General features: G+C 72.4%; 24 protein-coding genes. 12 read left to right on the forward strand and 12 right to left on the reverse strand.

Going from position 1 to position 26,664, the window contains the following annotated elements:
• Positions 1-60: 60 nt before the first annotated feature.
• The 5 genes from BLT82_RS07595 (at position 61) to thpD (ending at position 4,758) form a co-directional block, all read left to right on the forward strand.
• The gene (locus BLT82_RS07595; protein WP_093653088.1) at positions 61-1,161 is read left to right on the forward strand and encodes a pyridoxal-phosphate-dependent aminotransferase family protein; all 1,101 of its coding nucleotides are present in this window, start codon (positions 61-63) and stop codon (positions 1,159-1,161) included.
• Between the two features lie 334 nt (positions 1,162-1,495).
• Positions 1,496-1,987, forward strand: a complete 492-nt coding sequence (gene ectA / locus BLT82_RS07600; protein ID WP_208867761.1) for a diaminobutyrate acetyltransferase — start codon at positions 1,496-1,498, stop codon at positions 1,985-1,987.
• A 122-nt stretch (positions 1,988-2,109) separates the two neighbouring features.
• Positions 2,110-3,378, forward strand: a complete 1,269-nt coding sequence (gene ectB, locus BLT82_RS07605) for a diaminobutyrate--2-oxoglutarate transaminase (RefSeq protein ID WP_093653090.1) — start codon at positions 2,110-2,112, stop codon at positions 3,376-3,378.
• Positions 3,379-3,436: 58 nt separating this feature from the next.
• On the forward strand, positions 3,437-3,865 hold the full coding sequence (locus BLT82_RS07610; RefSeq protein WP_093653091.1) for an ectoine synthase: 429 nt from the start codon (positions 3,437-3,439) through the stop codon (positions 3,863-3,865).
• A gap of 2 nt (positions 3,866-3,867) precedes the next feature.
• Complete coding sequence (thpD, locus tag BLT82_RS07615; protein ID WP_093653092.1) at positions 3,868-4,758, forward strand: ectoine hydroxylase; 891 nt, start codon at positions 3,868-3,870, stop codon at positions 4,756-4,758.
• Positions 4,759-4,895: 137 nt separating this feature from the next.
• On the opposite strand, the gene BLT82_RS07620 is transcribed toward thpD, so the two are convergent.
• The gene (locus tag BLT82_RS07620) at positions 4,896-5,975 is read right to left on the reverse strand and encodes an alkene reductase (protein ID WP_093653093.1); all 1,080 of its coding nucleotides are present in this window, start codon (positions 5,973-5,975) and stop codon (positions 4,896-4,898) included.
• A 170-nt stretch (positions 5,976-6,145) separates the two neighbouring features.
• On the opposite strand from BLT82_RS07620, the gene BLT82_RS07625 reads away from it, so the two are divergent.
• A complete protein-coding gene (locus BLT82_RS07625; RefSeq protein WP_093653094.1) occupies positions 6,146-6,748 on the forward strand; it encodes a MarR family winged helix-turn-helix transcriptional regulator in 603 nt (200 codons plus the stop codon).
• A gap of 73 nt (positions 6,749-6,821) precedes the next feature.
• Here the strand turns inward: BLT82_RS07625 and BLT82_RS07630 are convergent, their stop codons facing one another.
• The 4 genes from BLT82_RS07630 to BLT82_RS07645 form a co-directional block, all read right to left on the reverse strand.
• Positions 6,822-7,865 carry an aminotransferase class V-fold PLP-dependent enzyme gene (locus BLT82_RS07630; protein WP_093653095.1) on the reverse strand — a complete coding sequence of 348 codons (1,044 nt, stop codon included), beginning with the start codon at positions 7,863-7,865 and terminating at the stop codon, positions 6,822-6,824.
• 77 nt (positions 7,866-7,942) lie between these two features.
• The gene (locus BLT82_RS07635) at positions 7,943-8,659 is read right to left on the reverse strand and encodes a DsbA family oxidoreductase (RefSeq protein ID WP_093653096.1); all 717 of its coding nucleotides are present in this window, start codon (positions 8,657-8,659) and stop codon (positions 7,943-7,945) included.
• A 235-nt stretch (positions 8,660-8,894) separates the two neighbouring features.
• Positions 8,895-9,497, reverse strand: coding sequence for a DUF1349 domain-containing protein (locus BLT82_RS07640; RefSeq protein WP_093653342.1), 603 nt, complete (start codon positions 9,495-9,497; stop codon positions 8,895-8,897).
• Between the two features lie 16 nt (positions 9,498-9,513).
• Entirely contained in the window at positions 9,514-11,046 is a 1,533-nt protein-coding gene (locus tag BLT82_RS07645) for an aldehyde dehydrogenase (NADP(+)) (RefSeq protein WP_093653097.1), read from the reverse strand.
• 117 nt (positions 11,047-11,163) lie between these two features.
• Here BLT82_RS07645 and BLT82_RS07650 point away from each other — a divergent pair, with 117 nt between their 5' ends.
• The 4 genes from BLT82_RS07650 (at position 11,164) to BLT82_RS07665 (ending at position 14,615) form a co-directional block, all read left to right on the forward strand.
• A complete protein-coding gene (locus BLT82_RS07650; RefSeq protein WP_093653098.1) occupies positions 11,164-11,934 on the forward strand; it encodes an IclR family transcriptional regulator in 771 nt (256 codons plus the stop codon).
• Positions 11,934-12,404, forward strand: coding sequence for a GNAT family N-acetyltransferase (locus BLT82_RS07655; protein ID WP_093653099.1), 471 nt, complete (start codon positions 11,934-11,936; stop codon positions 12,402-12,404). The genes BLT82_RS07650 and BLT82_RS07655 overlap by 1 nt, the downstream gene beginning before the upstream one ends.
• A 202-nt stretch (positions 12,405-12,606) precedes the next feature.
• Positions 12,607-14,070 (forward strand): peptidoglycan D,D-transpeptidase FtsI family protein, encoded by a 1,464-nt coding sequence (locus BLT82_RS07660; RefSeq protein ID WP_093653100.1) that lies wholly within the window; start codon positions 12,607-12,609, stop codon positions 14,068-14,070.
• A gap of 125 nt (positions 14,071-14,195) precedes the next feature.
• Complete coding sequence (locus BLT82_RS07665; protein ID WP_093653101.1) at positions 14,196-14,615, forward strand: hypothetical protein; 420 nt, start codon at positions 14,196-14,198, stop codon at positions 14,613-14,615.
• Here the strand turns inward: BLT82_RS07665 and BLT82_RS07670 are convergent.
• From BLT82_RS07670 to BLT82_RS07680, 3 genes are all read right to left on the reverse strand, one after another.
• A complete protein-coding gene (locus BLT82_RS07670; RefSeq protein WP_093653102.1) occupies positions 14,608-16,029 on the reverse strand; it encodes an NCS2 family permease in 1,422 nt (473 codons plus the stop codon). The genes BLT82_RS07665 and BLT82_RS07670 overlap by 8 nt on opposite strands.
• Before the next feature lie 330 nt (positions 16,030-16,359).
• Entirely contained in the window at positions 16,360-17,523 is a 1,164-nt protein-coding gene (locus tag BLT82_RS07675; RefSeq protein WP_093653103.1) for a hypothetical protein, read from the reverse strand.
• Positions 17,520-18,470 (reverse strand): 5-dehydro-4-deoxyglucarate dehydratase, encoded by a 951-nt coding sequence (locus BLT82_RS07680; protein WP_093653343.1) that lies wholly within the window; start codon positions 18,468-18,470, stop codon positions 17,520-17,522. The genes BLT82_RS07675 and BLT82_RS07680 overlap by 4 nt, the downstream gene beginning before the upstream one ends.
• 244 nt (positions 18,471-18,714) lie before the next feature.
• Between BLT82_RS07680 and BLT82_RS07685 the strand changes: the two genes are divergently transcribed.
• Together BLT82_RS07685 and BLT82_RS07690 are read left to right on the forward strand one after the other, a co-directional pair.
• The gene (locus BLT82_RS07685) at positions 18,715-19,524 is read left to right on the forward strand and encodes an NAD-dependent epimerase/dehydratase family protein (RefSeq protein ID WP_093653104.1); all 810 of its coding nucleotides are present in this window, start codon (positions 18,715-18,717) and stop codon (positions 19,522-19,524) included.
• A gap of 198 nt (positions 19,525-19,722) precedes the next feature.
• Positions 19,723-20,916, forward strand: a complete 1,194-nt coding sequence (locus BLT82_RS07690; RefSeq protein ID WP_208867763.1) for a TerD family protein — start codon at positions 19,723-19,725, stop codon at positions 20,914-20,916.
• Between the two features lie 66 nt (positions 20,917-20,982).
• On the opposite strand, the gene BLT82_RS07695 is transcribed toward BLT82_RS07690, so the two are convergent.
• From BLT82_RS07695 to BLT82_RS07710, 4 genes are all read right to left on the reverse strand, one after another.
• Positions 20,983-21,210, reverse strand: coding sequence for a hypothetical protein (locus BLT82_RS07695; RefSeq protein ID WP_093653106.1), 228 nt, complete (start codon positions 21,208-21,210; stop codon positions 20,983-20,985).
• Between the two features lie 34 nt (positions 21,211-21,244).
• Positions 21,245-22,828, reverse strand: a complete 1,584-nt coding sequence (locus BLT82_RS07700) for a TROVE domain-containing protein (RefSeq protein WP_093653107.1) — start codon at positions 22,826-22,828, stop codon at positions 21,245-21,247.
• Positions 22,829-23,324: 496 nt separating this feature from the next.
• Positions 23,325-24,776, reverse strand: a complete 1,452-nt coding sequence (locus BLT82_RS07705) for an alkaline phosphatase PhoX (protein ID WP_093653108.1) — start codon at positions 24,774-24,776, stop codon at positions 23,325-23,327.
• A gap of 296 nt (positions 24,777-25,072) precedes the next feature.
• On the reverse strand, positions 25,073-26,527 hold the full coding sequence (locus BLT82_RS07710) for a hypothetical protein (protein WP_093653109.1): 1,455 nt from the start codon (positions 26,525-26,527) through the stop codon (positions 25,073-25,075).
• Between the last annotated feature and the right edge of the window lie 137 nt (positions 26,528-26,664).

Genomic DNA, 26,664 nt, shown 5'->3' on the forward strand with positions numbered 1-26,664 from the left:
CTGCTCTACCCTCGACCGAGGACATCACCGAACATCCATCCGAGCGAAGCGAGCACCGCCGTGACCCACCCGTTCCTGGACCTGGCCCCGCTGACCGCCGCGCACTTCGCAGCCATCGAGCGGCGGGTCGCCGGCCTCCTCTCCACCGAGGCGGACGTGGTGATCACCCAGGGGGAGGCGCTGCTGCCGCTGGAGGGCTGCATCCGCGCCGGGGCGCGGCCCGGTTCGGCCGCGCTGAACGTGGTCACGGGCCCGTACGGGCAGACGTTCGGCAACTGGCTGCGCGACTCCGGCGCCGCGGTGGTCGATCTGGAGGTGCCGTTCCACACCGCCGTGACGGCCAAGGAGGTCGGACGAGCCCTGGAGCGGCATCCGGAGATCGACTTCGTCTCCCTGGTGCACGCCGAGGCCGCCACCGGCAACACCAATCCGGTCGCGGAGATCGGCGAGGCCGTACGGGCCCACGGCGCGCTGTTCATGCTGGACGCCGTGGCCTCCGTGGGTGCCGAGCCGCTGCTGCCGGACGCGTGGGGCGTGGACCTGTGCGTGATCGGGGCGCAGAAGGCGATGGGCGGCCCGGCCGGGGTCTCGGCGGTGTCGGTGAGCGAGCGGGCGTGGGAGCGCTTCGCGGCGAATCCCGCCGCTCCCCGGCGCTCGTACCTGTCGCTGCTGGACTGGAAGGAGCGCTGGATCGACGGCGGGCGCCGGGCCCTGCTGCACGCGCCGGCCCAGCTGGAGATGCTGGCGCTGGAGGCCTGTGTCGAGCGCATCGAAGCGGAGGGGCTCGACGCCGTGACGGCGCGGCACGCCTCGGCGGCCGCGGCGACGCGTGCCGGGGTGCTCGCGCTGGGTGTGCTGGCGCCGTACGTGCACGAGGCGAAGGACGCGGCCCCGGTGGCCACCACGCTGCGCTCGCCGGCCGGGGTGGACGCCGCGGACCTGGTGGCGAAGGCACTGGCCGTCGACCCGTCGGTGCCGCTGGTCGCGGGCGGCGGTGCACTGTCCGCCGAGATGATCCGGGTGAACCACTACGGCGCGGACGCGCGCCGTGAGGCGGTGTCCTCCTCGCTGGCCGCGCTGGGTGCGGCCCTCGGCGAATACGGCCACGCGACGGATGTCGCCGGCGCCCACCGCGCGGTCTCGGAAGCCTGGCAGAACTAATTCCCTCCCACTTCGCCGAAAATTAAACAGCGCATTAATAAATGAATGCAGGGAGTCGCTTTATCAGGAGCGGCTCCCTGCATTCGTCTGCCCGCTTCCCGGAACCCTAAACGTATGAGTTCCAGCGAGATCCAGGACCCATTCCGGGGGCGTTACGGTCATGTGACAGACGCCACACAAACGTTTCCCCTGTCCGATAACTCCCGGTCAAAAGCGGAGAGTTCGCCCCGAACCTCGCGCCAGGGCGCGCGCCCGCGCGGTAACACATCGAGCGGAGCCCGCCAACCCCTCTCCACGATGCAATTTACGAATTTGCTCGGTAAATTCAATCCGCATGACCACCGCATTGAGCATCGACAGCCCGAGCGTGGAGGACGGAGCCGCCATCTGGCGTATCGCCCGGGACTCCCAGGTCCTGGACCTCAACTCCTCGTACAGCTATTTGCTGTGGTGCCGCGATTTCGCCGCGACCTCCGTGGTGGCCCGCAGACCGGACGGTGAGCCGATCGCCTTCGTCACCGGCTACGTCCGGCCCGAGCGGCCGGACGTGCTGGTCGTCTGGCAGGTCGCCGTCGACGGGGAGCACCGCGGCCGGGGACTGGCCGGCACGCTCCTCGACGCGCTCACCCACCGGGTCGTCCCGCGCGGCATCCGCGCGGTCGAGACGACCGTCACTCCGGACAACACCGCCTCGGACCGCCTCTTCACCTCGTACGCGGCCCGGCACGGCGCGTCACTGGACCGCGAGGTCCTGTTCGACGGCGGGCTCTTCCCCGACGGGGGACACGAGCCCGAGGTGCTGTACCGCATCGGCCCCATCGGCTGAGACCGGTGGACCGGGCCGATCCCGGACACACATCCGGTGCCGGGCCGCTTCCGGCCTGCGCCGAACCACCGCACGACCCGCATCCCAGCTCCGTCCGACCCCCACATCAGGAGTGAAACGCTGTGACCATCACCCCGCCCGCCCTGAGTGTCTTCGAGACCCTGGAGTCGGAGGTGCGCAGCTACTGCCGCGGCTGGCCCGCCGTTTTCGACCGCGCGCAGGGCGCCCGCCTCACCGACGAGGACGGCCACACCTACCTGGACTTCTTCGCCGGCGCAGGGTCGCTCAACTACGGCCACAACAACCCCGTGCTGAAACGCGCGCTGCTGGACTACCTGGAGCGCGACGGCATCACCCACGGCCTGGACATGGCCACGACCGCCAAGCGCGCCTTCCTGGAGTCCTTCCAGAACGTCGTGCTGCGGCCGCGCGACCTGCCGTACAAGGTGATGTTCCCCGGCCCGACCGGCACCAACGCCGTCGAGGCGGCACTGAAGCTGGCCCGGAAGGTGAAGGGCCGGGAGTCGATCGTCTCCTTCACCAACGCCTTCCACGGGATGTCGCTCGGCTCCCTCGCCGTGACCGGCAACGCCTTCAAGCGCGCCGGCGCCGGCATCCCGCTGGTCCACGGCACGCCGATGCCGTTCGACAACTACCTGGACGGCCGGGTCCAGGACTTCCTCTGGTTCGAGCGGCTGCTCGAGGACCAGGGGTCGGGGCTGAACAAGCCCGCCGCGGTCATCGTCGAGACCGTGCAGGGCGAGGGCGGCATCAACGTCGCCCGCGCCGAGTGGCTGCGCGCGCTGGCCGATCTGTGCAAGCGCCAGGACATGCTGCTCATCGTCGACGACATCCAGATGGGCTGCGGCCGCACCGGCGCCTTCTTCTCCTTCGAGGAGGCGGGCATCACCCCGGACATCGTCACCCTGTCGAAGTCCATCAGCGGCTACGGCCTGCCCATGTCGCTCTGCCTGTTCAACCCGGAGCTGGACGTCTGGGAGCCGGGCGAGCACAACGGTACGTTCCGCGGCAACAACCCGGCCTTCGTCACGGCGGCCGCCGCGCTGGACACGTACTGGGCCGACGGGCAGATGGAGAAGCAGACCATCGCCCGCGGCGAGCAGGTCGAGCAGGCCCTCCTGGGCATCTGCGACGAGAACTCCGCCCTCGGCGCCCACTACCGCGGCCGCGGTCTGGTCTGGGGCCTGGAGTTCACCGACAAGAGCCGTGCATCGGCGGTCTGCGCCAGGGCGTTCGAGCTCGGTCTGCTGCTGGAGACCTCGGGCCCGGAGAGCGAGGTGGTGAAGCTGCTGCCGCCGCTCACCGTGACGCCCGACGAGCTGGACGAGGGCCTGCGCACGCTCGCCCGTGCCGTCCGCGAGACCGCCTGACGCCCCCGCGGCGTCGACCACCCCGTACGGCGAGGAAAAGAAAGGTTTTGAACGCACCGTGATCGTCCGATCGCTCAAGGACATCGAGAACACCGACCGGCACGTCAGGTCGAAGTCCGGCACCTGGGAGAGCAAGCGCATCGTGCTCGCCAAGGAGAAGGTCGGCTTCTCCTTCCACGAGACAGTGCTGTACGCGGGTACGGAGACGTCGATGTGGTACGCGAACCACATCGAGGCCGTGCTCTGCGTGGAGGGCGAGGCGGAGCTGACGAACGACGAGACCGGTGAGGCGCACTGGATCGAGCCCGGCACGATGTACCTGCTGGACGGTCACGAGCGCCACACGCTGCGTCCCAAGACGGACTTCCGCTGCGTCTGCGTCTTCAACCCGCCCGTCACCGGACGGGAGGACCACGACGAGAACGGCACCTACCCTCCCCCAGAGCCGGAGGCCTGGGGGGACCCCAAGCTCACCGAGGAGGGCTGACCATGACCACCGCGATCACCGATCTCTACCCGACCCGCGGCGCCGCCGAGAAGGCCGTCCCCCGGCAGGACCCGGTCGTGTGGTCGCCGCCGGGTGCGCCGGGGCCGATCTCCCAGGCGGATCTCCAGGCGTACGAGCACGACGGATTCCTCGCCATGCCGGAGCTGATCACCCCGGCCGAGGTGGACGTCTACCGCGCCGAGCTGGACCGGCTGGTCAACGACCCGCTGATCCGCGCCGACGAGCGCTCGATCGTCGAGTCGGCGTCGCAGTCGGTCCGTTCGGTGTTCGAGGTCCACAAGATCAGTGAGGTCTTCGGGGCCCTGGTGCGCGACGAGCGGGTCGTGGGCCGGGCGCGGCAGATCCTCGGTTCGGACGTCTACGTCCACCAGTCGCGGATCAACGTCAAGCCGGGCTTCGGGGCCTCGGGCTTCTACTGGCACTCGGACTTCGAGACCTGGCACGCCGAGGACGGACTGCCGAACATGCGCACCGTGTCGGTGTCGATCGCGCTCACCGAGAACTACGACACCAACGGCGGGCTGATGATCATGCCCGGTTCGCACAAGACGTTCCTGGGCTGCGCCGGTGAGACGCCCAAGGACAACTACAAGAAGTCGCTGCAGATGCAGGACGCCGGGACCCCGTCGGACGAGGCGCTGACCGCGTTCGCCGACCGGCACGGCATCCGGCTGTTCACCGGCAAGGCCGGCTCGGCCACCTGGTTCGACTGCAACGCGATGCACGGTTCCGGGGACAACATCACCCCGTACGCGCGCAGCAACGTCTTCATCGTGTTCAACAGCGTGGAGAACGCCGCACGGGAGCCGTTCGCGGCACCGGTGCCGCGTCCGACGTTCATCGGCGCGAGGGACTTCACGCCGGTGAAGTGAGCTCGGGGCCGGTTCCGGGGGACGCTCCGGAACACGGCGTCGGAGCGCGGTGGCCGCACTTCGGTGGGCCGCCGTGAGATGCGGGCAGGGGGCCGGTCGCCTTGGGCGGCCGGCCCCTTCCCCGTGCCCGGACGCGGTCAGCCGGCCAGCGCCGGGTAGTCGGTGTACCCCTTGTCCCCGCCGCCGAAGAAGGTGGCCGTGTCGGGGGTGTTGAACGGGCCGCCCGCCTTCAGCCGGGCAGGCAGGTCGGGGTTGGCGAGGAACAGCGCGCCGTAGGAGACGATGTCGGCCACGCCGTCCTCGATCAGGTCGAGCGCTCCGGGTCCGGTCGGTCCCTCGGTCGCCGCGTTGAGGACGACGGTGCCGGAGTACTCCTTGCGCAGGGCCAGGGTGAGCTCCCGCAGTTCCGGTCCGCCCTCCAGGACGTGCAGGTACGCGAGGTCCAGCGCGTCGAGTTCCCGGACCAGCGCGGGGTAGGCCATCTCGGCCTCCTCGAGGGGTTCGGCGATGTCGTTGTACGGATTGGCGGGTGAGATCCGGATGGCCGTGCGCTCCGCGCCGATCGCGGCGACGACGGCCCTGGTGGCCTCCAGGGCGAAGCGGATGCGGGCCTCGGCCGGGCCGCCCCACTCGTCCTCGCGGAGATTGGTGTTGGGCGCCAGGAACTGGTGGATGAGGTAGCCGTTGGCGCCGTGCAGCTCCACACCGTCGAAGCCCGCCTCGATCGCGTTGCGCGCGGCGGCGACGAAGTCGGCGATGGTGGCGCGGACTTCGTCGGCGGTGAGTTCGCGCGGGGTGACCAGGTCCTTCGGACCCTCGTGCGTGAACAGTTGTCCGGCGGCCGCCACCGCCGAGGCCCCGACCGGTACGAGCCCGTCGGGCAGCAGCGAGGGATGACCGATCCGGCCGGCGTGCATGAGCTGGGCGAAGATCCGGCCACCGGCGGCGTGCACCGCGTCGGTGACCCGGCGCCAGGCCGCGACCTGCTCCTCGGAGTGGAGTCCGGGGGTGTCGGGATAGCCCTGTCCGACGACGGAGGGCTGGATGCCCTCCGTGATGATGAGGCCGGCGGATGCGCGCTGCGCGTAGTACTCGACGGTGGAGTCGGTGGGGGTGAGCCCCGGGCCGAAGGCGCGACTGCGGGTCATCGGCGCCATGGCGATGCGGTTGGCGAGCGGCGTGCCGCGGAGGTCGATCGGTTCGAAGGCGATGGTCATCACAGCTCCCGGAGGGACAGGCAGGAGAAGACAATATTGGTCGGCCAAGTATTGGCCCCGGCCGCCACTGTAACCCATTGATTGGCCGACCAAGGTAATCTGTTCGTACGGATATGTGGGACCGTCGACGCGGTTCGCGTGATCCGCCGGAAGAGCACCGAGGAGGCCCGATGAAACCGGAGGCCGACCCCTTCTGTCCCGACGCCCGGAGAGGGGAGCTGCCGGCCACCGCCCGTGGTGGCCCGGTCAGCCACGCCGTCTCCCGGGTGGCCCGGCTCCACCGCGCCGCGGCGGGCAGGCTGCTGAAGCAGGCGGGTCTCTACCCGGGCCAGGAGCTGGTGATGATGTACCTCTGGGAGGCCGGGCCCGTACGGCAGTCGGAGCTGATCAGGACCTCCGAACTCGACCCGTCGACCGTCACCAAGATGCTCCAGCGGCTGGAGCAGTCCGGACATGTCAGGCGGTGCCCCGACCCCGCCGACCGGCGTGCGGTACTGGTCGAGGCGACCGAGGGCAGCTGCGCGCTGCTCGCCGAGGTCGGCCGGGCCTGGAGCACGCTGGAGGAGCTGACGCTGGCCGGGCTCGACCCGGCCGAGCGCGCCGAACTGGGCCGGCTGCTGGCCAAGGTCGAGGACAACCTCTGCACGGAGGCGGCGGAGTGCCGCGACCGACCGCGGACGGCAGCGCCCGAGGGCGCGCCGGCCCGGCGCGAGGGGACGTGCGCTCAACCCCCGGGCGCACCGGGCCGGCCCGAGGCCCGTACCGCCGGCTGAGCCGGCCCGGGCGGGCCGACGTCCCCTCCGGGCCCGGCCGGCTCCGGCGCGCCCGGCTCCCGGGCACGCCGGCTCAGCCCGAGAGCACGTCGAGGGCCCGGTCGACGTCCGCCGCCGAGTTGTAGAGGTGGAAGGAGACCCGCAGATTGCCGGCGCGGGCCGAGACGACGATCCCCGCGCGGGCGAGCAGGGGCCGGCGCCCGCCGAGGCCGGGCACGGCGACGATGCCCGAGTCACCGGGCACGGGCTCGTGCCCCAGCTCCGTCAGTCCCACCCGGAACCGGGCCGCGAGCGCGGTGTTGTGGGCGTGGACCGTCCCGATGCCGATCTCCTCCAGCAGCGGCAGCGACTGCGCGGCCGCGTGGTAGGCCAGGTACGAGGGCGGCTCGTCGTAGCGCCGGGCGGAACGGGCGAACTCCTCGACGGGACCGTAGGTGCTGCCCTCCGGGTCCTCGGCCGCGAACAGGCCCGCGTGCACCGGGACCAGCGACTCCTGCGCCTCCTCCGTGACGGTGAGGAAGGAGGCGCCGCGCGGGCACAGCAGGTACTTGAATCCGCCCGTGACGGTGTAGTCGTACCGTCCGGCGTCCAGCGGCAGCCAGCCGGCGGCCTGGCTGGCGTCCAGCAGGACGCGCGCGCCGTGGGCGGCCGCGGCGGCCCGGACCGCCGGCAGATCGGCGATCCGGCCGTCGGCGGACTGCACGGCGGACAGGGCCACCAGCGCGGTGCCGGGCCCCACCGCCTCGGCGAGCGAGTCCAGCGGGGCGTAGCGCACCTTGAGGTCCCGGGTGGTGAACGGGGTGACCATGGAGCTGAACTCCCCCTCGGGGACCACGACTTCGGCCCCGGCGGGGAGAGAGGCCGCGATCAGCCCCACATGGACCGCGACCGACCCGCCCAGCGCGACCCGGTCCGCGGAGACGCCCGTCAGCCGGGCGAAGGAGGCCCGGGCCGCCTCGACGGCCCCGGTGCTCCCCGAGCCCTCCGGGCGGCCGTCGGCGATCTCCTGAGCGAGCCTTCCGACGGCCTCCACCGAGCGCCTCGGCCACAGACCGCAGCTGGAGGTGTTCAGATACGTCGACGTGGGCGCGAACTCGGCGCCTCCCAGGGTGTCCATGCGTCCGTACCCTACGGCGAGTCCGGCCGCTCCGGGCGATCTCCCCGGCGGCCGCCGGCCGCTCCGCGGCGGGGCGGTCAGCCCCGCGGCGGGACCTCGCACGCCCCGTCGTCGCAGGCGCCGCCGGACGGGGCGCCCTGGGCGGCGGGGACGATCCCGCGGCCCTGCCACGCCTGCTCCAGGGCCTGGGTGAACACCTCGGCCGGCTGGCCGCCGGAGACCCCGTAGCGGCGGTCGAGCACGAAGAACGGCACGGCGCTCGCGCCGAGTTCCGCGGCCTCCCGCTCGTCGGCCCGCACGTCCTCGGCGTACGCGTCCTCATCGGCGAGGACCGCACGGGCCTCATCCTCGTCCAGCCCCGCCTCGACCGCGAGCGCGACCAGGACCTCGGGGTCGAACACCGACCGCTCCTCGGCGAAGTTCGTCCGGTAGGCGAGGTCCAGGAGCTCCTCCTGGAGGCCCCGCGCCTTGGCGAGGTGGATCAGCCGGTGGATGTCGAAGGTGTTGCCCTGGTCGCGCCCCTCGGTGCGGTACCCGAGGCCCGCGGCGCGCGCGGCGGAGGCGACGTGCTCCTCCATGGCGCGGGCCTCGTCGAGGGTGCGGCCGTACTTCTCGGCGAGCGACTCCACCACGGGGACGGTGCTGCGCCTGGCCCTGTGGGGGTCGAGCTCGAAGGAGCGGTGCACGACCTCGACCTCGGCCCGGTGGGCGAAGGCCGCGAGGCCCTCCTCGAAGCGCGCCTTCCCCACATAGCACCAGGGGCAGGCGATGTCGCTCCAGATCTCGACGCGCATGGGTCTCTTCCGCTCTCTCTTCGGCCGGGTTCCGGACGTCTTCCGTACGGCGCGGAAGAGTCCCTTCCGCCGAGGCGGTCAACGCGCGGCGGGAAGCGGCCATTCCCCCGGACGGCGTGCGGGTCGGCACCGGACGTGCCCGCGGGCGGGCCCGGCAGGCGCGCCGCCGCGGAGGCCGGACCGCCTCCCGCCGGCGGGCGGCGGTGACGGGCGGGCGGACCGGACGGCCCTCGGGTCAGGACCCGTCGCGCAGACCGTCCGGCCAGACGGGCCGGTACTCGATGCGGTCGAAGGTGACCACGCAGCCCTCGCCGACCGGGGACTGGGCCATGAAGCCGACGAGCGCGGCGGTGGCCTCCTCACCGGCGCCCAGGGTGAAGATCCGGACGAAGGTCCAGCGCTCCCCGTCGGCGGAGGCGTGGAAGGCGAAGGCGGCGCCGGTCCGGCTGATCCGCAGCCAGGCGCTGTCGCCCTCCAGGACGAAGGAGTTGGCGTCGTCGGAGTGCCCCCTGGTGACGACGGTGCAGATCGTCGGCCGGTCCGGGGACAGCTCCAGACAGAGCTTGGCCCATTGCCGCTCGGCCACGTGCAGATAGAGCACGCCCGCGTCGAAGGCGGCCCCGAAGCCCACCTTCACCCGGGCGATGAGCTGGAAGTCGCCCTCCGGCGCCCCGAGCAGCCGGGGCGCGTCGGAGACCGGTTCCAGCGCCTCGCCGGTGGGCGGCACGAAGCGGTCCTGCCGTGCGCCCGCCCAGCCGGTGAGCATCCCGTTCTCGTACGACCAGTGCGCGTCGGGGCCGTAGGGACGCAGGGGGAAGGGGAGTTCCGGCAGGGCCATCTCGTCGGTCACCGGGTCAGCCTCGCAGAGGCTCCGGGCGTCCGTCGACCTGTCGCGGCAGCCCCAGCGGATTGCCGTCGCGCAGCTCGGGCGGGAGCAGCGCGGACGGCGCCGACTGGTAGGTGACGGGCCGCAGCCAGCGCTCGATCGCGGTCGCGCCGACCGAGGTGGAGGTGGACGTGGTTGCCGGGTAGGGGCCGCCGTGGTGCTGGGCGGGGGCCACGGCGACGCCGGTCGGCCAGCCGTCGACGAGGACGCGGCCCGCGAGGCCGGTGAGCGAGGCGAGCAGTTCCGCGGCGGCGCCCTGCGCCTCCTCCTCGGAGACGTGCAGGGTCGCGGTGAGGTTGCCGGGCAGCCGGGCCAGCACCGCTTCGATCTCGTCGGTGCCGTCGTAGCGCGCGACGACCGTGACGGGACCGAAGCACTCCTCCAGCAGCAGGTCGTGCGGCCCCTCCTCGGCCAGCCGCCGCGCCGCCACGGTCAGGAAGCCCGCGCTGACGCTGTGGTCGCCGCAGGCCCCCGGGGTGACGGGCGACTCGACGCCTTCGAGTCCCGCCCGCTCGCCGACGCCCGCGACGAACGCGTCCCGCATCCGGTGGTCGAGCATCACACCGGGGTCGGTCTCGCTCACCGCGGCGGTCAGGGACTTCAGCAGCCGGTCGCCGGCGTCGCCGGCGGGCGCGAGGACGAATCCGGGCTTGGTGCAGAACTGCCCCTCCCCCAGCGTCATCGAGCCGGCCAGCCCGCTGCCGATGGCCTCGGCGCGCTCGGCCGCCGCGGCCTCCGTGATCACGACGGGGTTGAGGGAGCCGAGTTCCCCGTGGAAGGGGATCGGCACGGGCCGGGCGGCTGCCGCGTCGAAGAGGGCGCGTCCGCCGCGTACCGAGCCGGTGAACCCGGCGGCGGCGACCAGCGGATGGCCCACGAGCTCCACGCCCGCCTCGAAGCCGTGCACCAGCACGACGACGTCCTCGGGCAGCCCGGAGCGCCGGGCCGCCGTGCGCAGCAGTGCCGCGCAGAGCTCGGAGGTCGCCGGGTGGTCCGGGTGGGCCTTGACGACCACGGGGCAGCCGGCGGCGAGGGCGCTCGCGGTGTCGCCGCCGGGCACGGAGAAGGCGAGTGGGAAGTTGCTGGCCGCGTAGACGGCGACCACGCCGAGCGGGATCTTCCAGCGGCGCAGGTCGGGCCACGGCGGGGTGCGCGCGGGGTCGGCGTGGTCGATGCGGACGTCCAGGAAGGACCCCTCGTCGACCACGTCCGCGAAGGCCCGCAACTGGGCGGTGGTCCGGGCGAGTTCACCGGTCAGCCGGACGGGGCCGAGGGCGGTCTCGGCGTCGGCGGCCTCGATGACGTGTCGGCCCGACTCGTCCAGGAGGTCCGCGGCGGTCCGCAGCAGGGCGGCCCTGGCCCCGCGGTCGCCCAGGGCGGCACGGGCGGCCTCCGCGGCCCGCACCGCGCGGTCGACCTCCTCCGCTGTGGCCTCGACCGCAACCTGCTCACGCGGCTTCCCCGTTCGCGGGTCCACACTCCAGACTGGTGCTGCTCCCACCGCGGCTTCCTTCCCCAAGTTGTTCGGTATTCTGAACAAGGTTCCCGATGATGAATAGTGGGGTCGTCGGTGACTCTATTTCCGGGCGTTCTGCGCGGTCAAGAAGGGTGGAGGGCCATGGCAACTGCCGACCAGGGTGGGGCACAGGTCAAATCCGCGGTGCGGACGGTGGAACTGCTGGAGTACTTCGCGGGCCGCCCCGGAATGCACTCGCTGGCCGCCGTCCAAGAGGCCGTCGGCTATCCGAAGTCCAGCCTGTACATGCTGCTGCGCACCCTCGTCGAGCTCGGCTGGGTGGAGACGGACGCCACCGGCACGCGCTACGGCATCGGCGTACGGGCCCTGCTCGTGGGCACGTCGTACATCGACGGCGACGAGGTCGTCGCGGCCGCCCGGCCGACGCTGGACCGGCTCTCGGACGACACCACCGAGACGATCCACCTGGCCCGGCTCGACGGCACGAACGTCGTGTACCTCGCCACCCGCCAGTCCCAGCACTACCTGCGGCCGTTCACCCGGGTCGGCCGCCGGCTGCCGGCGCACTCCACCTCCCTGGGCAAGGCGCTGCTGGCGACGCACAGCGACGAGCAGGTGCGCAAGATGCTGCCGGAGACGCTGCCCTCCCTCACCGAGCACACCCTCACCGACCGGGAGCAGCTCATCGAGGAGCTGCGGCAGGTCCGGGAGCAGGGCTACGCCGTGGACCGGGAGGAGAACACGCTGGGCCTGCGCTGCTTCGGCGTCGCCATCCCGTACCGCACCCCGGCCCGGGACGCCATCAGCTGCTCGGTGCCGGTGGCACGGCTGACCCCCGCGCACGAGCAGATGATCAAGGACGCGCTGTTCGACGCGCGGGACCGGCTGACCCTCGCGACGCGGCGGCTCTGATGGACGTCGCCCTCCGTGAGGTCCGCACCGGCGACCTCGACGTCTTCTTCACGCTCATGCAGGACCCGGAGGCCGGGCGCATGGCCGCGTTCACCGCCGAGGACCCGGGCGACCGGGCCCGGTTCGACGCCCACTGGGAGCGGATCCTGCGCACGGACGACGTCAATCGCACCGTGCTCGTCGACGGGGCCGTGGCGGGACACGCGGCCGTGTACGGGCCGCCCGGCGAGCGCGAGGTGACGTACTGGATCGACCGCGCCCACTGGGGGCGCGGCGTGGCCACCGCCGCGCTGCGCGCACTGCTGCTGCTCGTACCCGAGCGTCCGCTGCACGCCCGCGCGGCCGCCGACAACGCGGGCTCCCTGCGCGTGCTGGCCAAGTGCGGGTTCACCGTGACCGGGCGGGACAGCGGCTACGCCCACGCCCGGGGCGAGGAGACCGAGGAACTGCTGCTGCGGCTCGACGGCTGAGACCCGCGGGACCCCGCTCCCGCCCGCACGCACCCGCGTGCGGGCGGACCGGGCCGGACGGATTCCCCACCGGGCCCCGTCGCGCGGCTTCCCGGCCGGATGCGAACCGGACGAGGACCCGGATGAGGCTCCGGATGAGGATTCGGTGAGAAACCGGGCCGATCCGGAACGAAACTCTCCGTGCCGCTCGTCCTACGGCGGGATGAACAAGACGATCAGGCGCGCCGCGGTCTTCAGCCTGCTCCTGGTGTTCGCCCTGCTGCTGCGGGCGACCTGGGTGCAGGGCTACGAGGCCAAGGCCCTCGCGGACGACAAGCACAACCGGCGGAACACCATCGCGCAGTACGCGCAGCCGCTCGGCGACATCGTCGTGGCCGGCTCCCCGGTCACCGGCTCGCAGCGGACGAAGGGAGGAGACCTCGCGTACAAGCGGACGTACACCGACGGAGCGCTGTACGCGCCCGTCACCGGCTACAGCTCGCAGGCGTACGGCGCGACACAGCTCGAAGGCATCTACGGTGACGTGCTCGACGGCACGGACAACCGGCTGAAGAACCCCCTGGACGTGCTCACCGACAAGCGGGCGCAGCCGGGGGACGTCCTCACCACCATCGACCCCGCGGTGCAGAAGGCCGGCCTCGAGGCGCTCGGCGGCAAGAAGGGGGCCGCGGTCGCCATCGACCCGAAGACCGGACGGATCCTCGGGGTCGTGAGCACCCCGTCCTACGACCCGTCGAAGATCAGCGGGACCACGGACGGCGACGCCTGGCAGCGGCTCACCGAGGACGAGGACCAGCCCATGGTCAACCGGGCCCTGCGGCAGCCGCTGCCGCCCGGCTCGACCTTCAAGCTCGTGGTCGCCGCCGCGGCGCTGGAGGACGGGCTCCACACGTCCGTGGACGAGCCGACCGACAGCCCCCAGCCCTACACGCTGCCGCACACCCGGACGGTGCTGGTCAACGAGAACAGGTCCGCGCCCTGCGAGAACGCCACGATCCGCACCGCGCTGCGGTACTCCTGCAACAACGTCTTCGGGAGGATGGCGGAGCGGCTCGGCAAGGAGAAGGTCCGGGCGATGGCCGAGAAGTTCGGCTTCAACGACTCCGAGCAGGACGTCCCCGTGCGTGCCTCGAAGAGCGTGTACCCGACGGAGATGGACGAAGCGCAGACGGCGCTGACGGGCATCGGGCAGTTCGAGGTCACGGCCACCCCCCTCCAGATGGCCATGGTGTCGGCCGCCCTGGCCCACGACGGTCTCATGGCGTCGCCGCACATGGTGTCCAAGGTCGTCGACGCGGACGGGACCACACTGCAGGAGTACCCGGACTCCGACACCGAGCGGATCGTGTCCTCGGAGACGGCCGAGCAGTTGCGCAGCGCGATGGTCACGGTCGTCGAGGACGGCACGGGCACCAACGCCCGGATCGACGGCGCCGAGGTCGGCGGCAAGACGGGCACGGCGCAGCACGGTGAGAACAACAGCAAGACCCCGTACGCCTGGTTCACCTCGTACGCCAAGTCCGACGGGAGCGGAGAGGGCGGCTCGGGCAGGGAGGTGGCGGTCGCGGTGATCGTCGAGGACTCCGGCGCGGCGCGCTCCGAGGTGAGCGGCAACGGACTGGCGGCGCCGATCGCGGAGAGGATGATGCGGGCGGCGCTCGGCTAGGCCGTGTGCGACACGGACTGGCGAACGCCGTTACTGGAAGCGCTTGTTCCGGTTGGCGGACGGGCCGCGGGGCGCGGTATGCAAGGTCCTTCATCGTTCAATATCCCAATCCTGGGGAGGACCTCGTGCGGCAGCTGCCCCGTTCCCTGTCCGGCTGGACCATGGCGGTGTTCGGTGTCCTGGCGGCGGTCATGGGCGTGGTGGGGCTGGTCTCGCCGAACCTCCTGCTCACCGTCCTCGGCCTGGAGACCGGCAGGGAGCCCGGGCTCACCGCCGCCGGCGACCACACGGCCGCGTTCGTCACCGCCTCCTCCATGGCCGCGCTCAACATGGGCGTGTACTACGTGCTGGCGGCACTGTCCGACTGGAAGCCGTTCTTCCGCTGGACGGTCCCCTTCCGGCTGCTCACCTTCACGGTCTTCGGCCTCGCGGTGCTGACCGGCCGTGCGCCCACGGCCTTCCTCGGCGTGGCCGCGTGGGAGGGCCTCGGCGCCCTGGCGACGGGCCTGGCCCTCCGGTACGACGCACGACGAGCCGCTACCTGAGGCCGATCAGCTGCTCGATCGGGTCGATGGCGTAGTACACGACGAACAGGGCCGCCGTGACCCACAGCAGCGCATGCACCTCCCGCGCCTTGCCCAGCACCGTCTTGAGGACGACGTAGGCGATGAAGCCCGCGCCGATGCCGTTGGTGATGGAGTACGTGAACGGCATCACGGCGATCGTCAGGAACGCCGGGATGGCGATCTCGTACGACAGCCAGTCGATGTGCCGCACCTGGGTCATCAGCAGGAAGCCGACGACGACGAGGGCAGGGGCGGCCGCCTGGGCGGGCACCACCGTGGCGAGCGGGGTGAGCAGCAGGGCCAGTCCGAAGAGCGCGCCGGTGACCACGTTGGCGAAGCCGGTACGGGCGCCCTCGCCGACACCGGCGGCGGATTCGACGTAGGACGTGGCGGAGGAGGCGGAGGCCACACCGCCCGCGGCGGCGGCCGCGCCGTCGATGAGCAGGATCCGGCCCAGGTTGGGGACGTCGCCCTTCTCGTCGAGCAGCCCGGCCTCGTTGGAGACGCCGACGACCGTGCCCATGGTGTCGAAGAAGTCGCTGAGCACCAGGGTGAAGACGAGCAGGACGACGGTGACGACGCCGACCTGCTCGAAGGCGCCGAAGAGGCTGAAGGAGCCGACGAGTCCGAAGTCCGGGAAGGACACCACGTCGTCCGGGATGGAGGGCACGGTCAGCCCCCAGGCGGTCGGCTCGATGTCGGCGATCGCGTCGATGACGATGGCGACGACGGTCATCGTGACGATGGACAGCAGGATCGCGCCGCGCACCTTTCGGGTCACCAGGGAGATGGTCAGCAGCACGCCCAGGCAGAAGACGAGTACGGGCCAGCCGGACAGATGGCCCGTGGCGCCGAGCTGGACCGGCACGGTTCCCGTCTCGCCGGGGATGCGGGTCGCGAAGCCCGCGTCGACGAACCCGATGAAGGCGATGAACATCCCGATCCCGACGCTGATGGCCTGTTTCAGCTGTTGCGGGATGGCGTGCATGATCGCCTCGCGCAGCCCCGTGACGACGAGGACGCAGATGACGATGCCCTCGATCACCACCAGGCCCATCGCGTCGGGCCAGCTCATCAGCGGCGCGATCTGGTAGGCGACGAGCGCGTTGAGGCCGAGTCCGGCCGCGATGGCGATCGGCACATTGCCGCCGAAGCCCATGATCACTGTCATCACGGCGGCCACGAGGGCGGTGACCGTGACCAGCTGGTGCGCGGAGAGCTGGTTGCCGAACTTGTCCTGGGCGCTGCCGAGGATGATCGGGTTGAGGACGAGGATGTAGGCCATCGTGAAGAACGTGGCGATGCCGCCGCGCACTTCGCGGGCGACGGTCGATCCTCGTGCAGAGATGCGGAAGTAGCGGTCGAGGGCGGTTCGCTGCTGTGTCTCCGGCATGGGCTCTCCTCGGCGGGTGACGGTTCCGCGCGTGTCGGACGGCTGGATTGTGCCCGCCGGAAGAGCCCCTCAGGTTTTCGCCACGTTACTTGACCATGGTGTTACCCGACTGGACCGCCGGGGGTGCCGGAGGGTACCGCTCGCAGGGGCCGCGGAACAGGCACCGGGCGGCGACGTACGCACGATCCCCGGGGCCGGATTCCCGGTCCGCGCGGACGGCCGGCGCCGAACGCCCTGCGGCCCGCTCCGGCGCCGGGTCGGTCGCCCCGGTGGAGGCAAGGGCGCCGCCGATGGCCTCCCGCCGTGCGGGGGCGCGGGTGGCGGCGCCCCTCAGCGGAGGCGGGACAGGCCGTCCCTGACCGCGGCGAGATCCTGGTCGGAGGCCAGTCCGGCGTGATAGAGCCGCAGTTCGTTCGCGCCGAGCGAGGCGGCTCGGGCGGCGTCCTCCGCCAGGGTGCCGGGGCTGCCGCCCATGCCGCCGACCACGGTGAGGTTGGCGGCCACCACGGAGCCGGCGGAGGCGTGCCGGGCGAAGGGTGCAAGCAGCCCGGTCCCGCCGGTGCAGGGCACGACGACCCCGTCGGCCAGCCCGAGCACGTGCGCCGGGTCGACGCCCGCGTTCGCCCCGCAGCGGTGCGTCACGGGATCGGCGTGCAGCAGCACCCGGAAGCCGTCCGGCGCGGTCGCCCGCACCGCCGCCACCGCCTCCTCCTGGAACGTCCGGGCGGTACGGGCGCGGAACTCCATGGTGAGCGCGGCCGGTTCAGTGCCCAGCAGTGCGTCGACCGTGACGTCGGCGGGGACGCCGCCCCGCCACACCGGCTCCAGCGCGTCGCACACACCCGCCCGCAGCGCCTCGGGGTCCGCGCCCAGGGCCGCGTAACCGGCCCTGCAGTCATGGCAGAAGCAGAGCGACATCGCGTACTGGGCGGCGTCCCCGAGTGCCACACCGGCGGTCTTGTCGTGGCCGTGCAGATGGGCGACGCCGTACCAGCCGCAGGACTCCAGCTCGGTGCCGCGCGCCCCGGGCCGGGCGGCCGCCTCGGCGGCCAGGCCGGTCAGGAACGCGCGTACGGCCGGCTGTGCGATGCATGGGGCCCACGGATAGCGGTCGCCGTACGCGTTGACCACGCAGGCGCCCGGATGTTCCGCCCCGAGGCGGGAGTTGTGGGCGAGCACGACCCAGGTGTGCACCTCGAGTCCCGCCGCGGAGAGGGACTCTGCCGCCTCGCCGTAGGCGTCGCCCGGCGCCCAGGAGCCGGCTCGGTACGGACGCGGGACCCGCCCGGCCCAGCGCCCCTCGTCGGGCGGGTAGAGCACGGCGGCGTACTCCGCGGTGACCACACGGTGTCGCGGATGGCGCGGGGTGAGGGCCCGGGTGGAGTGGTAGGCGGCGGCGAGGGTGACCTGGCTGACGCCGAGCCCCGCGACACGTCCGGGGGCGGCCGGGTCGCCGTTGACGTCCCACGGGTAGAGGAAGGCGCCCGCCCTCACCCGTCCGCCCCGTCTCCGAGGAGGGCGCGGCCGCGTCCGATGATGTCGGCGAGCTCCTTGACGTGGCCCGCGGAGGGCTCGCTCAGCGGGGGCCGCACCTCCCCGACGTCCAGGCCGCCCATCCGCACGGCTGCCTTGACCAGGGAGACGGCGTAGCCGTGGCGCCGCGCCCGCAGTTCGACCAGCGGCCGGTAGAAGCCGTCGAGCAGGCGCTCGGCGGTGGCGTCGTCGCCACTCGTCAGCGCCCGGTGGAAGGCGAGGGCGATCTCGGGGGCGAAGCAGAAGACGGCGGACGAGTAGAGGGTGATGCCGATGCCGCGGTAGGCGAGGCCGGTGAGCTCGGCGGTGGGCAGGCCGTTGAAGTAGAGGAAGCCGCTTCCCGGAGCGTCCGTGCGGACGGCGCTGACGATGCGCTGCATCAGATCGAGGTCGCCGAGTCCGTCCTTGAGGCCGATGATGCCGTCGACCCGGGCCAGTTCGACCACGGTCTCCGGGGTGAACACCGCGTTGTCGCGCTGGTAGACGATCACGCCGAGCCCGGTCGCGGCGGCGAGCGCGGAGTAGTGCCGCACGAGTCCGGCCTGGTCGGCCACGACCAGGTACGGCGGCATGGCGAGGATCCCGTCCGCGCCGGCCTCCTCGGCGAGCCGCGCGAACCGGACGGCGAGGGCGGTGCCGTAGCCGGCGCCCGCGACCACGGGGACCCGTCCGGCGGTCTCCTCGACGGCGGCGGCCACGCAGTCGCGGAACTCCTCCGGGGTCAGGGCGTGGAACTCGCCGGTTCCGCAGCAGGCGAAGACGGCCGCGGCACCGGCCTCGACGCCGGAGCGCACATGGGCGCGGAACGCTTCGAGATCGAGGGCGCCGTCCGGTCCGAAGGCGGTCACGGGGAAGAATAGCGGCCCGGTGCCACTGGTGAGCCGGGCGGCGAGCGGGGCTGAGGTCACGGGCGCTCCCTGGGCCATGCGCCGAGCCTTCCGGCTCGTGCATCATTCTGATCAGCGTCTATATTTCTGAACAATGCCACGCTAGGGCAGCGCCGCCGCGGAGGTCAAGCGCCGAAACCGCGACCCAGCGCGGGAGTTGACGACGGCCGGAACCCCTTGACGGTGCACCGGCCGCTGCCTAGCGTGTCCACGCTTGTGAATGACGTCCACGCACCAGACTTGTGTCGCCCGAGGGGACCCGCCCATGCCCGCACCCCGCACCGTCCTGCTCACCGGCGCCGCCGGCGGCCTCGGCACCCTGATGCGGGGGCTGCTGCCCGCGTACGGATACGAGCTGCGCCTCTTCGACATGAACCCCATCGAGGGGGAGCCCGGAGCGGTCACCGCCGAACTCGCCGACACGGCCGCCCTGCGCGAGGCCGTGCGGGGCGTCGACGCGATCCTCCATCTGGCGGGCATCTCCCTGGAAGCGCCGTTCGAGAAGATCCTCCGGGCCAACATCGAAGGCACGTACAACCTCTACGAGGCCGCCCGCGCGGAAGGCGTCCGGCGCGTCGTGTTCGCCTCCAGCAACCACGCGGTCGGCTTCACCCCGCGCCCGCGCGAGGGCGACCCGCTGATCCCCGTCGACACCCCGCGCCGCCCGGACACCTACTACGGCCTGTCCAAGGGCTTCGGCGAGGACCTCGCCCAGCTCTACTGGGACCGGTACGGCATCGAGACGGTCTCGGTCAGGATCGGCTCCTGCTTCATGGAGCCCACCAGCGTGCGGATGCTCTCCGTGTGGCTGAGTCCCGGCGACGGGGCGCGCCTCTTCCACGCCGCGCTCACCGCCGAGGACGTCGGCCACACCGTGGTCCACGGCTCCTCCGCCAACACCCGGCTGTGGTGGGACCTGTCCACGGCCCGCGCGCTCGGGTACGAACCCCAGGACGACTCCGAGCAGTTCGCGGAGAAGCTCGTCGCCGAGCAGGGGGAGCTGGATCCGGACAACCCGGCCCACAGCTGCCTGGGCGGCCCGTTCACGACCGACCCGCCGCGCCGGCCGCACTGAGGGGCCCTCCGCGGTGGCGGCCGGTTGCGGCCGGAACCCACGGGCGGTCCCGCCGCACCCGCGGCCGTCACCGGATCCGGCCGCCGGCCCCTCGGCCCCTCCCGGCCGCCACCGCCGCTGGCCGCTTCCGGCCGGGACCCGTACCGATTCGGCCGAAGGTAAGGGAACGGCAAAGCAACCTCGCTCGTTACCCCAGTCATGACCGCTATGACCCCCGGCTCGAACATCCCCCTGACCCCCGCCCGCGTGGCGGTGGACGTCGCCGCTCCGGTGCGGCTCGACGTATCGGGCCTGCTGCTCACCGCCGACGGCAAGGTGCGCTCCGACGACGATTTCATCTTCTACAACCAGCCCTCCGGTCCCGGAGTGACCTACCGGTCGGGCGGTGGCTCGGCGCCGGACGCGATCGTCGTCGACACCGCGGCCGTTCCGGCCGGCATCGAGAAGATCGTCGTGACCGCGAGCCCGGACGCCGCGGGGCAGTCCTTCCAGGGCGTCGAGCCCACCGCCACGATCCGCAACGCCGACGACGGCACGGCGCTGGCGACCTTCACCCCGCCGCGCCTGGGCGCCGAGACCGCCCTGGTCGTCGTGGAGATCTACCTGCGGAACGGCGCGTGGAAGGCCCGTGCCGTCGGTCAGGGGTACGCGAACGGGCTGGCCGGCATCGCCACCGACTTCGGCGTCTCGGTCGACGAGGAGCCGGCCGCCGCGCCCGCTCCCGCTCCGGTGTCCGCCTCCGCCCCGGCGGCCGCCGCACCCGCGGCGCCTGCCCCGGCGGCTCCCGCCGCGCCCGCCGCCGCACCCGGCTCAGGGAAGATCAACCTCGACAAGGGGCGGGTCAGCCTCCAGAAGAACCAGACGGTCTCCCTGGTCAAGGGCGGCCGCCCGCTGCTCTCCCAGGTCAAGATGGGCCTCGGCTGGGAGCCCGCCTACCGCGGCCGGGACATCGACCTGGACGCCTCCGTGATCGCGTACGGCCCCCAGCGCAACCACCTCGACAGCTGCTACTTCGGCAAGCTCTCCATCCTGAACGGCGCGATCAAGCACTCCGGCGACAATCTGACCGGCGAGGGCGCGGGCGACGACGAGGTGATCGTCGTGGACCTCGGCAGGATCCCGGCGGACGCCACGGGCCTGGTCTTCACGGTGAACTCGTTCTCGGGCCAGAAGTTCACCGAGGTCGCCAAGGCGTACTGCCGGCTGATCGACGCCGCCACCGGCGAGGAGCTGGTGCGCTTCGACCTCACCAGCGCCGAGCCGCAGACCGGTGTGATGATGGCGAAGCTCATCCGCCAGTTCTCGGGCGAGTGGGAGATGACCGCGATGGGCGAGTTCGTGAAGTCCCGCACGGTCCGGGGCATGGTCAAGCCCGCCGCGCAGGCGCTCTGACCCCGGCGCACCCCGGAAGAGGCCCGGGAGCGCCACCGGTGCGGTGGCGCTCCCGGGCGGCCGAGGTCAGAGTTTGACGAGCTTGGTGAACGGGCTCAGGATCCTCCCTTGTCGCCCTGAGAAGTCGACGAGGACGGCATCGGCGCCCTCGACTCCCGTGACTCTTCCGAGTCCGAACTGATCATGTGAGACCCGGTCTCCGACCTCGAACTGCTCGATCGGTGGGACGGCCGGGGTGGAACGGTGGAAGGGACTGGTGGGCATGTGGCGCCGGGCTCCGGCCGAATCTGTCATTACCAGCAGTATGTGCCCTCCCCCCTCTCCCGTTTCAATCCCCCGCCCACGGCCAGTCCGCGTCCCGGCCCGCCTCCAGCAGCGGCACCATCCGGAACGCCGCGTCCGTCAGACCGCCGAAGGTGTGCCGGTTGCCGGCGCCGGAGGGGCCGTGACCAGCCCGGTACCCGGCCAGATTCCAGGTGTAGACCGGGACGCGGTCCGGCACCTGCGCGGCCGGGTCGCCGTGGCGGCTGTACATCGCCTGCTCATCGGTGACGATCAGGACCCGGTCGTGCTTCCGGTAGTGCCTGCGCACCGCCTCGGTCGTGTTGGTGCCGCCGAGGTCGCCGAACCTGCCCAGCACCTTCAGCACCGACTCGCCCCGCCCGTACCGCACGGGCCGGCTGGTCGTCCCGAACTCCACCAGGTCCGCGTCGGCCGACCGCATGGCCAGCGCCGTACCGAAGATCGCCGCCGCGTCCGCCCGGTTCAGCTCCGACCGGTCCGAGAGCCGCGACCACATCGAGCCTGAGCGGTCGACCAGGATCAGCGTCCGGCCGGGCAGCGCCGGCACGTTCGCCAGCGAGTGGCCGAGCGCCGTCTCCAGCGGGTACGACCAGCGCAGCGACGGCGCGTGCCGGTAGGCGGCCAGGTAGCGAAACGGGAACTGCCGCGAGGCCGCGACCGCCTCCGCGTCCGAGATCTTCGCGGCGACCCGCGCCGCCACCTCGTCGGACACCCCGGCCTGGTCGAAGTTCCGCAGGTTCCGTACCAGCGCCATGGTTCCCATGGACGGGATCACGGCCTCCCAGGCGGTGGCGTCCATCGGCCCCTGCAGCCAGCCCGCCAGCCCCTCCCAGGTCATTCCGGCCGCGGCCAGCCGCTCGGCGGCGTCCGGCGCCTCGACCACGGCACGGCGTTCCCCGACCGGCAGGGACATCAGCGCCCGGTGTGCGCCGAGCGTGCGGTCCGAGGCGGGCGGGACGGCCGAGTCCGGGTGGTGCCGACGGTCCAGGGCGTACCGGAACAGCTCGCCCTGCCACGGCTTGTCCGGGTCCGGCGAGGCGTGCACCAGGTTCAGCACGTCGCCGAACCGGTAGCCCCTGGCAGCGGTGTCGTACTTCAGCAGCGACTTCGCGTGGTAGAGGCGGCGGACCGCGTCGGCGATGCCGCGCTTCACCGGCTTCGGGACGTTCCGCCCGTACCGGGAGGTCCAGTAGCCGAGCAGTTCGCCCGGCTCGTCGGCGCGGCGCAGCACGGACGCGACGACCTGCCGGTTCGCCGGGCCTTCGGTGGCGCCGGCGTCCAGCCTGGCCTTCACGTACTCGGCGCCGGCGACGAGCGAGGCGGTGCGCATGCCCGCGTCGCCGCGCAGCCAGCCGATCAGGCCGGCGGTCCACTCGGGGTCCTCGACGGCGAGCCGGCGGACGAGTGCCGAGAAGCGGTCGTCACGGGCGTCGCCGGACTCGTGGAAGGTCTGCTGGGAGACGAAGTTGGCGACGGCGAGCAGGAAGAGCTCGGAGCGGGCGTCGCGCACCTGGCCCCGGCCGCCCTGGTGGGTGACCGTGGTGCGCCCGGTCGTCGTCACGGGCGATACCGCGCGGGCCCTGGTGGGACGGATGTTGAAGCGTGCCATGTGAATTCCCCCGAATTCGGTGTTCCAGGGGAGGCACAGCGCGGAGAGGGTGCCCGAGATCAGGGGTCGGCGACGGTTGCTGTGCCTGGTGCTCTGCCCGATTGAGCTACATGCCCCGAAGGCATGACGGGACTCGAACCCGCAACCGCCAGATCCGGAAGTAGCCGTCGCCTGCGCACCGGGCACCTCTCCGCATGCTGGGCCCCCCGAGATCGGATCGGCGGCGGTCCGGTTTCTCTGGAAAAGAAGTAACCGCGGCCTGCGCACCGGGAGGTGCATGAAATTGCGTCGTCCAGAGAACAGTTCGGCGGAACCGACAGTGGTGCTCTGACCCCTGAGCTACGCCGGCGCGCGTGCCGGCGACGGGACTCGAACCCGTGGCCTCCCCGTTATCAGCGGAAGTAGGTCCTGCCTGCGCACCTGGACGTGGATCACTCTAGGGACGCGGGTTCGGGAGGCGCCAAGGGTTTTCCGCGCCGGGCGGACGCCGGGGTGCTCAGTGGCGGGGCCCGCGCCTCCAGGGGCCCGTGATGGCGAGCGTGATGCCCGGGGTCTGGATGTTGGCGTACAGCGTGCGCCCGTCGGGCGAGAAGACGACTCCGGTGAACTCGCTGTACTCCGGCTCCTCCTCGGTGCCGATGTTGAGCTCGTTGCGGGCGATCGGGTAGGTGCGGCCGCTCTCGGTCGCCCCGAACAGGTGCTGGAAGCCCTCGCCGTCCTCGGCGATGACGAGGCCGCCGTGCGGGGACACGGTGATGTTGTCCGGGCCGTCGAACGCGCCGCCGGCCGAGGGGTCCGGGTTCACGCCGAGCAGCACCTTGAGGGTGAGGGTCCGCCGGCGCGGGTCGTAGAACCAGACCTGTCCGTCGTGCGGGCGGCCGGGGCTCTCGTCGCGGGCGTAGGAGGACACGATGTAGGCCCCGCCGTCGGCCCACCACATGCCTTCGAGCTTGCGCGCGCGGGTGACCGCGCCCTCGGCGAACTGCTTGCGCACGGGGACGGTCCTGGCGTCGCGGTCGGGTACGTCGACCCAGTCCACGCCGAACACCGTGCCGGTGCGGGTGGCACGTGACAGATCGTCAACGAAACGGCCGCCCGCGTCGTAGCACTTGGGCGCCTGCAGGATTCCGGCGTCCTCCGGGATGTGGCGCAGCCGGCCGCGGCCGTGGCGGAAGCCGGCCGGCGGCGACCAGCGGTAGAAGAGGCCGTTCGGGCCGGAGGCGTCCTCCGTCAGATAGGCGTGGCCGCGCCGGGTGTCGATGACGACGGCCTCGTGCTCGTACCGGCCGAAGGCCTTGATCGGGTGCGGACGGCGGTTGGCACGGCGGTCGTAGGGATCGACCTCGAACACGTACCCGTGGTCCTTGGTCATGCCGTTCTGGCCGGCCCGGTCGGCGTTCTCCTCACAGGTGAGCCAGGTGCCCCAAGGGGTGCTGCCACCGGCACAGTTGGTGGAGGTGCCCGCGATGCCGACCCGTGCGGCGGTGCGGCCGTCGCGGTGCGTCTCGACGACGGTGCAGCCGCCGGCCGCGGCGGGGTCGTAGACGAGCCCCTCGGTCAGCGGTACGGGGTACTTCCAGTTGGTGCGCGGTCCCTTGAGCTCGTGGTTGGTCACCAGCAGGGTGACGCCGCGTGGGCCCTCGAAGGCGGCGGTGCCGTCGTGGTTGGAGGGGGTGGACTCGCCCGTTTCGAGCGTGGTCACCCCGCTGTGGGTGACGATCCGGTACGAGAAGCCGGCGGGGAGGGCGAGGATGCCCTCGGGGTCGGGTACGAGCGGTCCGTAGCCGTGCCGCACACCCCCCGCGGCCTGCCCGGCGCTCTCCTCGGCTCTCTCCTCCGCCGCGAGCGCTCCCGGCGCCGTGGCGAGCGCTCCTACGGCACCGGTGAGCGCCACGCCCGCGCCGGTGAGGGCGGAGCGGGCGGTGAATTCCCTGCGGGTGAGCGGCATCGCGGTCTCCTGAGGACTCAGAGAATCGGCAGGCGGGACTCCGCCACTGCCGACGACACGCTCCCGCCGGCGCCTGAACGCCGGTTGAAGTCCACGAGACATCTCGCTCCTTCGGGGCGCGCGCCGCCCCCGTCCACCCGGAGGCGGAACGCCCGGGGCGTGCCCGTGCGGCGGGTCCCGCGTCCGGGAGAAGGCAGGCGGACCGGGCACGGACGCGCCACGCCATCGCCGCCCGCGCCACGCGAGGACCCGCGACGCGGCGTCGCGGAGGGCGACACCATGCCCCCAGCGGACCGTCAGCCCCGCGAGCGGGCCTTGAACGCAGCCTTGCGGGCGTCCTTCGCCGTCTGCTTCTCGGGGTGGAGGCGGCCCATCGCCTCGAGGACGTCGACCGTCGCCGGGTGGTCGACGCGCCAGACCGCGTCGAAGAAGCCGCCGTGCCGGCCCACGAGGCCCACGATGAGGTCCTGGAGTTCCGCCAGGTCGCCCTCTGCGTCGAGCTGCGCCGCGATGGTGTCGACGGCGAGCCAGAAGACCATGTCCTCCGACGGCGGCGGTACGTCGGGGGAGCCGCGCTCGGCGAGCCAGACCCGGGCGAGGCCGCCGAGTTCGCGGTCGTCCAGAACGTCACGGACCGCCGGTTCCGCCGCCGGCCCGGCCAGGGCGAGCGCCTGCTGGCAGCGCAGGCGGCGCAGCGGCGCGCCGGGGTCGGAGCCCCGCGCGGCGGCGAGCAGTTCGCGCGCTGCCTCCAGCGGGGCGCGCCCGCCGAGCCACTGCGCGGTCTCCGCCTGCGCGGCGCCGTCGGGGTAGTGCGTGACGCCGTCCAGCAGCGCGTCGGCGTCCTCGTCCGCGAGGTCGCCGACAGCCGGCGCCGACTCCCCGCTGTCGACCAGCCGGTTCCTGACCCCGTACAGCCCGAGCGGGGTGAGCTTCACCAGCCCGTAGCGCGAGACGTCCTCCTCCACGGCCGGGAGCGCGGGCTCGGCGCCCTCCTCGACCATCAGCGCCTCGTCCACCGGCACGTACTCGACCAGTCCGATCGGCTCCAGCACCCGGAACTGGTCGTCCAGGCGCATCATCGCGTCGGACACCTCCTCCAGCACGGCGTCCGTGGGCTCCCGCATGTCGTCGGGCACGATCATCGCCGCGGCGAGGGCCGGCAGCGGTACCTGCCCCTCCACCGCTCCCGTCTCACTGACCGTCAGCAGGTACAGATTGCCGAGGACACCGTCGAGGAACTCCGACTCCGCCTCGGGGTCCCAGCCGAGCGCGTCGAAGTCGATCTCGCCGTCCGGGCCGATGATCGCGTCCGGGTCCTCCAGCACGGGGGCGATGGCGTCGGCGAAGACCGCGTCGAAGGCGTCCTGCCAGAGCGCGAGCACGTCCTGCGGGCCGCCTCCGGTGACCAGCGGCAGCGCGCCGCCGGCGGTGGCCGTGCCGTACTCCGCGCCGTCGTCCTCCGGGTCCGTGACCTCGACGAGCCCGGTGTCCACGGCGATCCGCCACGCCTCGCTGGCGTAGGCCCGACCGTCCTCGTCCGCGGGCAGTCCCAACACCTCCGCCGCATGGGCGAGTTGCTCGTCGACCAGCTCACCGCCCGCACCGACCCTGGTCTCCGGTCCGGCCCAGCGCGCCAGCCGGACGGCCCGGGCGAGCAGCGGGGTGCCGAGCGCGTCCCGCGCCAGTTCCGCGTCCGAGTGCAGTCGCACGGGCGGCAGGGCACGGCGTCCGGCGGGGCGGTCTCCGGGCATGTGGGGGCTCTCCTCGGCTGTGGGCGTTCCGGCTCGTGGCGGCCCCCAGCGTAGACGCAATTCGCCCGATGCCTTCCGATTCATGTACCCGTCAACCCCCGTACACCCGGCGCCTCTTGACAACTCACTCATCCACA

This window comes from Streptomyces wuyuanensis (assembly GCF_900103455.1).
GTDB classification, from domain to species: domain Bacteria; phylum Actinomycetota; class Actinomycetes; order Streptomycetales; family Streptomycetaceae; genus Streptomyces; species Streptomyces wuyuanensis.